The sequence below is a fragment of the Devosia sp. ZB163 genome (genome assembly GCF_028613635.1).
Classification (GTDB): Bacteria; Pseudomonadota; Alphaproteobacteria; order Rhizobiales; family Devosiaceae; genus Devosia_A.
Map to the genome: position 1 here is coordinate 981,041 of NZ_JAQRMY010000001.1, position 12,335 is coordinate 993,375.

11 protein-coding genes are annotated in these 12,335 nt (G+C 66.9%); all 11 read left to right on the forward strand.

Features of this window, described 5'->3' with window-relative positions; translation table 11 throughout:
- Positions 1-79: 79 nt before the first annotated feature.
- The 11 genes from PRN20_RS05060 to PRN20_RS05110 all read left to right on the forward strand — a co-directional run bounded on the left by PRN20_RS05060 (position 80) and on the right by PRN20_RS05110 (position 12,333).
- Positions 80-1,165, forward strand: coding sequence for an ABC transporter ATP-binding protein (locus tag PRN20_RS05060; protein WP_273955981.1), 1,086 nt, complete (start codon positions 80-82; stop codon positions 1,163-1,165).
- Entirely contained in the window at positions 1,165-2,079 is a 915-nt protein-coding gene (locus tag PRN20_RS05065) for a MurR/RpiR family transcriptional regulator (RefSeq protein WP_273955982.1), read from the forward strand. The genes PRN20_RS05060 and PRN20_RS05065 overlap by 1 nt, the downstream gene beginning before the upstream one ends.
- A gap of 134 nt (positions 2,080-2,213) precedes the next feature.
- Positions 2,214-3,260, forward strand: a complete 1,047-nt coding sequence (locus PRN20_RS05070) for an HD domain-containing phosphohydrolase (RefSeq protein ID WP_273955983.1) — start codon at positions 2,214-2,216, stop codon at positions 3,258-3,260.
- Positions 3,261-3,721: 461 nt separating this feature from the next.
- Entirely contained in the window at positions 3,722-4,051 is a 330-nt protein-coding gene (locus PRN20_RS05075; RefSeq protein WP_273955984.1) for an STAS domain-containing protein, read from the forward strand.
- Entirely contained in the window at positions 4,048-4,416 is a 369-nt protein-coding gene (locus PRN20_RS05080) for a response regulator (protein WP_273955985.1), read from the forward strand. The genes PRN20_RS05075 and PRN20_RS05080 overlap by 4 nt, the downstream gene beginning before the upstream one ends.
- Positions 4,413-6,467, forward strand: a complete 2,055-nt coding sequence (locus PRN20_RS05085; protein ID WP_273955986.1) for a chemotaxis protein CheA — start codon at positions 4,413-4,415, stop codon at positions 6,465-6,467. Before PRN20_RS05080 ends, PRN20_RS05085 begins: the two co-directional genes overlap by 4 nt.
- A complete protein-coding gene (locus tag PRN20_RS05090) occupies positions 6,464-6,958 on the forward strand; it encodes a chemotaxis protein CheW (RefSeq protein WP_273955987.1) in 495 nt (164 codons plus the stop codon). Before PRN20_RS05085 ends, PRN20_RS05090 begins: the two co-directional genes overlap by 4 nt.
- Positions 6,955-9,051 (forward strand): HAMP domain-containing methyl-accepting chemotaxis protein, encoded by a 2,097-nt coding sequence (locus PRN20_RS05095; RefSeq protein WP_273955988.1) that lies wholly within the window; start codon positions 6,955-6,957, stop codon positions 9,049-9,051. Before PRN20_RS05090 ends, PRN20_RS05095 begins: the two co-directional genes overlap by 4 nt.
- 93 nt (positions 9,052-9,144) lie before the next feature.
- Positions 9,145-10,956, forward strand: a complete 1,812-nt coding sequence (locus PRN20_RS05100) for a methyl-accepting chemotaxis protein (protein ID WP_273955990.1) — start codon at positions 9,145-9,147, stop codon at positions 10,954-10,956.
- Positions 10,957-10,966: 10 nt separating this feature from the next.
- Positions 10,967-11,422, forward strand: coding sequence for a chemotaxis protein CheW (locus PRN20_RS05105; protein WP_273955991.1), 456 nt, complete (start codon positions 10,967-10,969; stop codon positions 11,420-11,422).
- 32 nt (positions 11,423-11,454) lie between these two features.
- Entirely contained in the window at positions 11,455-12,333 is an 879-nt protein-coding gene (locus PRN20_RS05110) for a CheR family methyltransferase (RefSeq protein WP_443112528.1), read from the forward strand.
- The last annotated feature ends 2 nt before the right edge of the window (positions 12,334-12,335 follow it).

Consider the following 12,335-nt stretch of genomic DNA (forward strand, 5'->3'; position numbering starts at 1 on the left):
GAAATGTGACAAACGTGTTGCTTTATTACATGATGACGTTAGCTTGCAGGGGCGATACCGGACGAGGAGAAAGCGGGAAATGGCCGAGCTCAGCCTGCGCAATATCCAGAAGCGCTACGGGGCGACGACCGTCCTCGAGAGCATTTCACTCGACGTGGCCGATGGCGAGTTCATCGTGCTCGTGGGCCCCTCCGGCTGCGGCAAGTCGACACTGCTCAGGATGATCGCGGGCCTCGAGGAGATCTCGGGTGGCGACCTCGACATCGGCGGCGTGCGCACCAATGAAGTGCCGCCGCAGAAGCGCGACATCTCCATGGTGTTCCAGTCCTACGCGCTGTTTCCGCACATGAACGTGCGCGACAACATCACTTTCGGCCCGCGCATGCGCCGTGAGCCCGCCGAGGCGACCGACAAGGCGCTCGGCCGCGCCGCGTCGATCCTCAACCTCACCGATTACCTCGGCCGCACGCCGGGCCAGCTCTCCGGCGGTCAGCGCCAGCGCGTCGCCATGGGCCGCTCGATCGTTCGCAACCCCAAGGTCTTCCTGTTCGACGAGCCGCTCAGCAACCTCGACGCCAAGCTGCGCGTCCAGATGCGCACCGAGATCAAGGCGCTGCACCAGAAGCTGGGCACCACCATCGTCTACGTCACCCACGACCAGATCGAGGCCATGACCATGGCCGACCGCATCGTGGTGATGAACGCCGGCCATATCGAGCAGATCGGCACCCCGCTCGAGCTCTACGACCACCCGGCCAACAAGTTCGTCGCGAGCTTCATCGGCTCGCCGGCCATGAGCTTCATCTCCGGTACCTATCGCCGTCGCGACGGCGGCGCGGTGGTCGAACTCAAGGACGGCGGCGTCCTGCCGGTCCGCCCGGTCGAGGCCGCCGACGGCACGCATGTCGATGTCGGCATCCGGCCCGAGAACTACCTGCTTGCCGACAACGGGCCGATCGCGCTCGAGGTCGAGGTGGTCGAGCCGACCGGACCCGAGACCCATGTCATCGGCAGGGTGGCCGGCGAAGAGGTGCGCTGCGTGTTCCGCGTCCGGCTCGATCCTGCCCCCGGCAGCGTCCTCCGGCTCGGTTCGGAACTGCAGGACATCCACCTGTTTGACGGCGCCACCGGCAAGCGCATCGCCGAGACTGCCACGGTGCAGTGATGGCCAGGCGACCTGGGGAAGGGCAGGGGTCTCCGCGCATCGACATCATCGCGCGGCTGAAGGCGCGGCTCGAAGAGGGCCACCGGGCCGAGATCCAGGTCATCGAAGCGATACTTGGCGACCTCCATTTCGCCACCACGGCGCCGATCGCCGAGATTGCCGCCCGGGCCGGCGTCAGCGAGCCGACGGTGACGCGCCTCGCCCGCTCGCTGGGCTTTGCTTCCACCCGCGAGATGAAGGTGCACCTCGCCCAGGCCCTCGCCATCGGCGGCGCCTACCTGCGGGCCCCTGAGTCCGTTTCGGACGGCCAGCACACGTCCAACCAGGTCGTCGCCACCATCTGCAGCCGGGCCCATGCCGCGCTCGACCTCATCAGCGTCGCGCTGGCCCAGGCCGACGTCACGGTCCTGGGCGAACTCCTCGCCGGCGCCAGCCGCGTCATCGTCTACGGCACCGGCGGCAACTCCTCGATGGCGGCAGTCGAGCTGCAGAACCGCCTCTTCCGGCTTGGTCTCAACAGCAACGCCTATGCCGATCCGCAACTGCAATCGATGAGCGCCTCGGTCGCCGACAAGCGCACCGTCATCGTCGCCTTCTCGACGTCCGGCCGGGTCCGCTCGGTGATCGATGCCGTGGTCATCGGCCGCCAGTATGGCGCCACCTGCATCGCCATCACCAAGCCGGGCTCGCCCCTCGCCGATGCGGCGCAGCACGTGCTGCCCTTCGTCTTCGAGGAAGACCAGAACCTCTACAAGCCCTCGTCGTCCCGCTTCGCCATGCTCGCCGTGGTCGACATCCTCGCCATGGCAGCCGCCGAGGCGGTCGGGCCGCAGGTCCTCGAGCTTCTCCGCCGCGTCCGCCAGAGCCTCAACACCCTCGAAGCCGGCGGCCCCATGCAGCCGATCGGCGACTAGCGCCGGCGTTTCCAAGTATAATCAAGTTACGTCCTGTAAAGCACGCCGCCTCAATCTACGTGCGCGGCTTTTGATATTATTAACTTGGCGCTGATTGGATGGCAGCGTGATGTAACGACCGCTCGGGGGCGTCGGTGCGTGTATTGATTGTCGATGACTCGAAGTCGAGCCTGGCCTTCCTTGGCCACGTGCTCGGGAGCCTCGACGGCATAGAGATCCAGACCTGCCTCAGACCGTCCCTCGGACTTGCCGCGGCTGCTGCCGCCCAGTTCGACCTGGTGCTGGTCGACAACGTCATGCCCGAGATGGACGGGGTCGAGCTCACCCGGCGCCTGCGCGCCGAGCCGGCCTATCGCTCGGTCCCCATCGTCATGGTGACCTCCGACATTTCCCCAGCGCTGCGCCTCAAGGCCGTCGCGGCCGGCGCCACCGATTTCGTCAACAAGCCGTTCGATTCCACCGAGCTGCAGGCCCGCGTGAAGAACCTGCTCGCCCTGCGCCAGGCCCAGATCGAGCTCGCCGATCGCGCTGCCTGGCTGGCGCGCGAGGTCGAGAGCGCCACCCGCCACCTCGTCGACCGCGAGGAAGAGATCATCTGGCGACTGGCCCGCGCCATCGAGTACCGCGATGGCGACACAGGCGGCCACGTCTCGCGCGTCGCGCTGATCTCGTCGCTCATTGCCGGGGCCCTCGGCCTCAGCCCCGAGCGCTGCCGGCTGATCTATCTCGCCGCGCCCCTGCACGACATCGGCAAGATCGGCATCCCCGACGCCGTCCTCGGCAAGCCCGGCAAGCTCACCGCCGAAGAGCTGACCGTCATGCGCCAGCACGTGACCATCGGCGCCCGCATCCTCGAGAAGGGCTCGTCCGAACTCGTCCGTACCGCCGAGCTTATTGCCCAGAGCCATCACGAGCGCTGGGACGGCACCGGCTATCCCGGCCGCATCGCCGGCACCGATATCCCCATCGAGGCGCGCATCGTCGCTATCGCCGACGTGTTCGACGCCCTCTGCTCCGAGCGCCCCTACAAGAAGGCCTGGCCCGTCGAGGCCGCCTATCGCGAGGTCGCCTCGCTCTCCGGCACCCACTTCGATCCCGCCTGTGTCGCCGCGTTCGAGCGCATGTGGCCCGAGATCGAAGCCCAGCTGGTCACCTCGGACCCCGTCCGCCTCGTCAGCTGACGCTTCCCCCGTTTCCCGCACCTAGGCATCCGTGGCCCGCCACTGCGGCAGCGTCGGCGCGCGGCCTGTCGTTCGTCGTGATCCGCCCGTCCTGTGTGGAACTCAGCAGTAATACTTCAGCAGCCGCAGTCATCGACGACTCGCTGCCGGCCTCGGTTGACTCGCTCAGAGTCACGCGACGACTCGTGCCGACTCCTTGTGAGTCAAAAGTTCATCGATATTAACCAGACTATACATATAGAGACTGAAAATATCCGGATGTGACAAATAGTGCGTAACGGTAATCCTAGTTTAACTGATCCCGTTGAATGATCGGGGTGCTTAAAGGGGCAACAGAATTTCCGAGTGGACGCGGGGAGACTGTTACTCGTCCGGGACATCGTTCCGGCGACGACGGTCGCTTGCGCTCTAAGGCACACTGTATCGCAGAAGCCATACTCACTCGGGGCCAGAACGAACCCATGTCGAGATCCAGTCCGCACCCGCTCCACTTGAGCGGCGATCTCTCCTTGCGCACAATTTCAGAACTGAAGGCCGAACTCAGCGCAGCCGTGGCCGGCTACGACGCGATCGTCGTCGTCACCGATGCCGTCGAAAGCGTCGATGTCGCCGTCCTGCAGTTGCTCGCCTCCGCGGCGCGCACCGCCGCCGAACGGGGCCGCACGCTGAGCCTCACGGCCAGCCCCGGCAGCCCCATGGCGCGGGCGCTGGTAGCGGCCGGCTTCGTTGCCGGTGACGGCAGCTCGAAGGTGCCCACCCTTTCCTGGACCATCGCACGCGAGGCGGCATGACCAAGACCATCCTCACCATCGACGACTCTGCCTCCATCCGGCAGATGGTCGCCATGACCCTCAAGGGGGCCGGGCTCAACGTGCTCGAGGCCGGCAACGGGCTCGAAGGCTACAACACGGCCACCACCCAGACGGTCCACGCCGTCGTCACCGATCTCAACATGCCCGTCATGAACGGGCTCGAGTTCCTGAAGAAGTTCCGCCAGCACCCCGCCGGCAAGGGCATCCCGGTGATCCTGCTCACCACCGAGTCCGACGAGGAGCTCAAGCGTCAGGCCCGCGAGTCCGGTGCCACCGGCTGGATCGTAAAACCCTTCAAGCAGGACCAGTTGCTGGCCGTCATCAAGAAGGTGACCGGCGCATGAGCAACGATCCCGCCGAGACTTTCCGCCAGGAGGCGCGCGAGCTGCTCGAGCAGCTCGAGCAGGGCCTGCTCGACCTCGAGCACAACCCCGCCGACGACGACCTGGTCAACGCCGTCTTCCGAGCCCTGCACACCATCAAGGGCTCCGGCGCGATGTTCGGTTTCACCGATGTCGCGAGCTTCGTGCATGAGTTCGAGACCGCCTTCGACAAGGTCCGCAAGGGCCTGTCGCCGATCACGCCCGAACTCATCGCCGTTGCGCTCGACGCCAAGGACCACGTGCACGCCCTGATCGAGGCGCCCGACAGTGCCGACGGCGCCGGCGAGCCGATCCTTGCCGCCCTCCGTGGCATCGTCGAAGGCGACAGCTTCCCGGACGCGCCCATGATCGACCCCGCGCCGGCTGCCGGCGTGCCGCTCGAGCCCACCGGCCGCTGGCGTATCCGCTTCCGGCTGCCTGCCGATGCCCTGGTGCACGGCACCAACCCGATGCTGCTGCTCGGCGAGATCGCCGATCTCGGCCCCTGCGAGGTCACCGCGCTTGTCGATGCCGTACCGGGCCTCGAGGTCATCGACCCCGAGTCCTGCCTCATCGGCTGGCAGGTCGACCTGACGCACGCGGATCCGGTTGCCGCGCTCGACGATGTCTTCCTCTTCCTCAAGGACGGCATGGAGCTCTCGATCGAGCCCCTCGCCATCGCCGCCATGACCGAGCCCGAGCTGCCGCCGGCAGCCGAGGCCATCCTCGATATCCTCGCCGAGGAAGTCGAGGCCCTGGCCGTCGTCGCGGATGTGCCGGCGCCCAAGGCGGCAAAGCCGTCGAAGGAGGCCAGGGAAGCCACGGCCGCCAAGTCCGAGACCGCCTCGACCTCCATGCGCGTCCCCGCGGAGCGCCTCGACGAGCTCATGGACAAGGTCGGCGAACTGGTTATCGCCCAGGCCCGGCTGAGTCAGCTGGCCGCACTCAGCGCCGACGGCAACCTCAAGACCGTCGCCGAGGAACTGGAGCGCCTGAGCTCGGGCCTGCGCGACACCACCATGGGCATCCGCATGGTGCCCATCGGCACGATCTTCTCGCGCTTCCGCCGCCTGGTCCACGACCTCAGCCGCGAGCTCGACAAGGAAATCGAGTTCATCACCACGGGTGAGGAAACCGAACTCGACAAGACCATGATCGAGCGGCTCGCCGATCCGCTCGTCCACCTGATCCGCAACTCGGTCGACCACGGTCTCGAGAGCGCCGAACAGCGCATCAAGGCCGGCAAGTCCGCCAAGGGCACAGTGCGCATCTCGGCCGTCTATGCCGGCGCCGAGGTCGCGATCTCGGTGACCGACGACGGCGCCGGGCTGAACGCGGCCCGCATCCGCGCCAAGGCCGAAGAGCAGGGGCTGATCACGCCCGAGACCCGGATCGCCGATCAGGATCTCTACTACATGATCTTCGCCCCCGGCTTCTCGACCGCCAAGGAAGTGACCTCGCTCTCCGGTCGCGGCGTCGGCATGGATGTGGTCAAGCGCACCATCGATGGCCTGCGCGGCAAGATCGAGCTCACGACCCGTCCGGGCGAGGGGACCACCTTCACCCTGCGCCTGCCGCTCACGCTTGCCATCGTCGAGGGCATGCTCATTCGCGTCGGCAACGGCCGCTACTCGATCCCGCTCTCGGCGGTCGAGGAATGCGTCGAGCTGCCGGCCAGCGTCGCCACGCACTCGCGCGGCCGCAACTTCCTCGATATCCGCGGCAGCCTCGTGCCGTTCCTGCGCCTGCGCGACCTGTTCAGCACGCCCGGCGAGCCCGATGCCCACCAGAAGGTGGTCATCATCTCCTCGGGCGAGGGCCGCGCCGGTCTCGTCGTCGATCAGATCATCGGTAACAACCAGACCGTCATCAAGCAGCTGTCGCATCTCCATGCCGGCATCGAGACCTTCTCGGGCGCGACGATCCTGGGCGATGGCGCCGTGGCGCTCATCCTCGATACCTCGCGCCTCGTCTCCTACGGGCAGGCCTACGAGGAGAAGTTCCGGAACGAGAACGGCAGGGCCGCCGCATGACCACCTTCACCGAACCCATGCGGGCGCTGACGCTGCGCCTCGATGACGAGCTCTTCGCCATCAGGGCCGAGAGCGTGCGCGAGATCCTCGATCTCGTCCCCGTCACCGAAGTGCCGAACTCCACGGCCTTCGCCTTCGGGCTCATCAACGTGCGGGGGCGCGTCGTGCCCCTCGCCAACCTCAAGGTCGCCTTCGGCATGGCCGAGGTCGAGCCCGACCAGGACACCCGCATCGTCGTCATCGAGACCGAGATCGACCAGGAGCCGACCGTCGTCGGCATCGTCGCCGACAAGGTCTACGACGTCACCGACATCGAGCCGGCCGCCATCGAGGAGGCCCCGCGCGTCGGCATGCGCTGGCGCCCCGACTACGTGCGCGGCATCGGCAAGCGCCGGGGGGACTTCATCATCATCCCCGACATGCAACGTATTTTCGAGATCGAAGGCCGCAGAAGCGGCACGTCTACGGCAGAGGAAAGGTCCGCATCGTGAGACTGACTATCAAGGCAAAACTGGCGGCCGTCTTCGGTGCCATCACGGTCATGTCGGGGGTGAGCATGTTCATTGCTCTGCAGAACCTCGACAAGATCAACCAGTCGCTCGACATCATCGTCAACGTGCAGTCGGCCAACACGATCGCCGTCGGCGATATCCAGACCGGCCTCGAGAGCATCGGTTCGCGCCTGCGTGCCATGATCATCAGCGACGATCTGGCCGAGATCGAGGACTACCGTTCCAAGATCGCCGAGAACAGCGCCGAGATCGACCAGCTGCAGGCCTACCTCGAGGGCAACGTCCACGACGAGACGGTCCGCGCCGACCTCACCCAGTTCAACGCCCACATGCTCGAGCTCAAGGCGCAGACCCTCAAGGTCGAGGAGCTGGCCAAGCTCAACACCGATACCGCCGCGCTCGAGATCACCTCGACCGAAGGCAGCGCCGCGCTCGGCCAGGTCGAGGAAGCGATGACCGCGCTGACCAAGGCGCTGGGTGCCCGCGTTGCCGCCGGCGACGTCTCGGCCTTCCCGGCCTACCAGTCCGCCTCCCAGGCGTTCATGAACATCACCGACGTCTTCCGCCAGCAGCGCAACGTCCTCCTGGCCGCCAGCAATCCCGAGCTTCAGGACAAGTGGTTCGCCGACTACAAGGCCGGGCTCGCTAGCCTTGCCGAGCTGTTCCCGGCTCTGCAGCGCCAGGCGCCCGCCAGCGAGGCGGGCCTGGTCGCGGACGCTGCCAGGGCCCTCGAGGGGCTCGGCGCGGCCATGGACAAGGCTGTCAACGTCAGCATGCAGCGCGGGGACTTCAATGCCGAGGCAGCTTCCGATGTCGCCAACGAGTTGCGTCGCTCCGCCAACGCCTCGCTTGAAAGCATGGTCGTCCGTCTGCGTGAACTGCTGACGCAGGCCGATGCCGACGCCGAGCAGCTCTACAACAGCTCGATGATACTGCTCCTGTCGCTGCTGATCGGCTCTGTCGTCATCGCCGCTCTTGCCGCCATCTGGATGATCATCTCGATCTCGAAGTCGCTGGGCGCCGCCCTGGGCCTCGCCAATGCCGTCGCCGGTGGCGATCTCAGCGCTGAGGCCAAGGTCAAGTCCGACGACGAGATCAAGGACGTGATCGATGCCCTCAACCTGATGACCCGCAAGCTTCGCGAAGTGGTGTCGGAAGTCACGACCGCTGCCCGCAACGTCGCCTCCGGCAGCCAGGAACTCTCGGCCACCGCCGAGCAGCTGAGCCAGGGTGCCACCGAGCAGGCGTCCTCGACCGAAGAGGCCTCGGCCTCGATGGAAGAGATGGCTGCGACCATCAAGCAGTCGGCCGACAACGCCACCCAGACCGAGAAGATCGCCCGCCAGTCGGCTGCCGACGCCAACACCTCCGGCGAAGCCGTGGGCAATGCGGTGAACGCCATGCAGACCATCGCCGAAAAGATCATGGTCGTGCAGGAGATCGCCCGGCAGACCGACCTGCTCGCCCTCAACGCCGCGGTGGAAGCCGCCCGTGCCGGCGAACATGGTCGTGGCTTCGCGGTCGTCGCCTCCGAAGTGCGCAAGCTCGCCGAACGCAGCCAGGCTGCCGCCGCCGAGATCTCCACCCTCTCGGTCGACACCGTGAAGGCCGCCCGTTCGGCTGGCGATATGCTGAGCAAGCTCGTGCCGGACATCCGCCGCACGGCCGAACTGGTGGACGAGATCTCCGCCGGCTCGCGTGAGCAGAATGCCGGTGCCGCGCAGATCAACACCGCCATCCAGCAGCTCGACAAGGTGACCCAGCAGAACACTTCGGCCGCCGAGGAAATGTCGGCGACGTCCGAGGAGCTGGCCAGCCAGGCCGAGCAGCTGCAGAGCGCCATCAGCTACTTCCGCATCGACCAGAGCCAGCAGGCGCGCGTCGCGACGGCTGCCGATCGCGCCCCGCAGCGGGCCATCAAGAGCGCACAGCTGCGCGACGAGATCATGCAGAAGGCCCCGCACCTCAAGCGCACCAAGGCTCCGGCCCGCGCTTCCGGCGGCGGCTTCGATCTCGAACTCGACGATATGGGCGACGACCTCGACGCCGAGTTCTCGCGCCGCAGCGCCTGACCTGACCAGGACCGACCGGATCGCGGGATGAGCCCGCGGTCCGGCACTACCCATCAGGCCGGTTGGGACCGGTGCGATAGTTTGGGGGATATTTTGAGAATTACGATCAAGCTGAAGCTCGCCGCCACCTTCGTGGGCATTATCGCCCTCTCGGCCGTGAGCATGTTCATTGCGCTCCAGAGCCTCAACAGCATGGATGCTGCGTTCACTGCCGCCATGGAAAACAACGTCAAGCGCATCGAGATCGCCTGGGCGCTTGAGCGCGACCTGCTCGAATTCTCGCGCGACGAGCACGACCTGATGCTCGCCACGACCACGGCGCAGACCACAGAGCTCACCGCCACGCTCGATCGCCTCATCGGCGAGATCCGCCAAGGCGCTGCCGACCTGAGCCAGCGCTCCAGCGAGGCCGGCCGCCCTGCGGTCGAAAAGTTCACCGCCAGGTTCGACGAGTACCTGATCGAGCACGCCGAAATCCGCCGCCTCGCGACTGCCAACCTCGATGTCGAGGCCTACGCGCTCGCGACCGACAAGGGCGCCACGGTGCTACATGAAGCGGAAGCCGCGCTCGAGGAAGTCGTCGCGCTCAACAACAGCCAGCTCGACGAGGCGGTCCATCACGCCCACGAGCTCTCGGCCGGCTCCACCATGCTGGTCATCGGCCTCCTGATCGGCACCGTGCTGATCGCCGCCGGTGCCGCCACCTGGATCATCCTCGGCATTTCGAAGGGCCTGAGCCGCGTCACCCAGGCGGTGAACGCCGTCGCCATCGGCGACCTCGACAACACCGTCACCGTCAAGACCAATGACGAAATCAAGGATCTCGTCGCCAAGGTCAACGAGATGACCGCCAACCTCCGCACCACTGCCGGCCTCGCCGACCGAATCGCCGACGGCGACCTCACCGTCGAGCCCAGGCCGCTCTCGGACAAGGATACGCTCGGCCTGGCGCTTCAGCGCATGGTCGAAAAGCTGCGCGACGTGATCGCCGAGGCGATCAGCTCGGCCAACAATGTCTCGGCCGGCAGCCAGGAACTCTCGGCCACCGCCGAGCAGCTGAGCCAGGGTGCCACCGAGCAGGCCTCCTCGACCGAAGAGGCCTCGGCCTCGATGGAAGAGATGGCCGCGACCATCAAGCAGTCGGCTAACAACGCCACCCAGACCGAGAAGATCGCCCGCCAGTCGGCCGCCGACGCCATCGCCTCCGGCGAGGCCGTCAACAACGCGGTCGCCGCCATGCAGACCATCGCGGCCAAGATCATGGTGGTGCAGGAGATCGCCCGCCAGACCGACCTGCTCGCCCTCAACGCCGCGGTGGAAGCCGCTCGTGCCGGCGAGCACGGTCGTGGCTTCGCGGTCGTCGCCTCCGAAGTGCGCAAGCTCGCCGAGCGCAGCCAGGCTGCCGCCGCCGAGATCTCCACCCTCTCCGACTCCACGGTGAAGACCGCGCAGTCCGCCGGCGACATGCTCGGCCGCCTCGTGCCGGACATCCAGCGTACCGCCGAGCTGGTCGAGGAGATCAGCGCCGGTGCCCGCGAGCAGAATGCCGGGGCGGCGCAGGTCAACGTCGCCATCCAGCAGCTCGACAAGGTGACCCAGCAGAACACCTCGGCCGCCGAAGAGATGTCGGCGACCTCCGAGGAGCTGGCCAGCCAGGCCGAGCAGTTGCAGAACGCCATCAGCTACTTCCGCATCGAGGCGGCACGCAACCAGGCCGCCGTCGAAACCCCGCGCAAGCCGTCCTACCGCCGGCCCGCTGCCCGCAGCGAAGCCGCCCGGCCCGCCGAGCAGTCGTCCCGCAAGCCGGTCCGGCAGGCCAGCGGCAACGGCGGCTTCGATCTCGATATCGACGACAGCAGCGAGGACGAGCTCGACCGCGAGTTCACCCGTCGCGGCGCAGCCTGAGGAGAATGAGATGGCCGACAAGGCGCAGTACGTGACTCTGGGGGTGAACGGCGAGCTCTTCGCCGCCCCGGTGGAGAAGGTGCAGGAGATCCTCGAGATGCGGCCGGTGGCACGCCTGCCGCAGGCTCCGCCGAACCTTCTCGGCATGACCGATGTCCGCGGCGAAGGCATTCCTGTGCTCGACCTGCGGCTGACCCTCGGCCTGCCGGAGGCCGACGACACCGAGAACACCCGCATCGTCGTGCTCAACGTCAACGGCGCCACGGCGCCGATGACGGTGGGCCTGCGCACCGACCGCGTCTACGAGGTCACCGTGCTCGACAGCGACGCGCTCGACCAGCCGCCGGCCGTCTCCGGCGAGTGGCGCGCCCATGCCGTCGCCGGCATCGGCCGCCGCAACGGCAACTTCGTCACCGTGCTCGATCTCGATCGGCTGCTCGGCGGCGGCGTCGCCCAGGCCGCCTGATCCTTCCGCATTCCCTTCCGCGAGATCCCCCGTTGCGCAACCTCGCCCTCAAGGCCCGCCCCATCGAAGACGATGGCGAAGATCACCTCAGCGCCCTCGATTTCGGGCGCATCGCCACGCTCATCGAGGGCGAGGCCGGCATCAAGCTGCCGCCCGGCAAGCGGCTGATGGTGGAGGGACGCCTGCGCAAGCGCATGCGCGCCCTCGGCCAGGCCGATTTCGCCTCCTATTGCGACTTCCTGTTCAAGCAGGGCGGGCTCGAACGCGAGCTCACCCACCTCATCAACGCGGTGACCACCAACAAGACGGACTTCTTCCGCGAGGCCGAGCACTTCGACTACCTCGTCGACCACATGGTGCCCAACCTCGTGGCGTCACGGGGCGAGCGCAACTGCCTGCTCAAGGTGTGGAGCGCCGCCAGCTCCACCGGCGCCGAGGCCTATACGCTCGCCATGGTGCTCAACGACCTGCAGGCCCAGCGCAACGATTTCCGCTTCGCCATCCTCGGTACCGACATCTCCACCGCCGTGCTCGCCCAGGGCCGGCGCGCCGTCTACCCGGCCGAGATGATTGCGCCCGTGCCCCCCGAGATGCAAGGCCGCTACGTCATGCACCCCCGCCGCGCTGGGGCCCGCCGCGAGGTCCGTATCGTGCCCGAGCTGCGCCGGCTCGTGCGCTTCAACCATCTCAACCTGATGGACGGCAGCTACCCCTTCGATCGCGACGTCGACATCGTCTTCCTGCGCAACGTCCTGATCTATTTCGAGAAGGCCGACCAGGAAGCCGTGGTGACGCGTCTCGTCGGTCACCTCCGCCCCGGCGGCTACCTCGTCCTCGGCCACTCCGAATCCATGATCGGCACGTCGCTCGCCGTGCGGCAGGTCGCTCCCGCCGTCTTCCAGAAGCTCTAGGT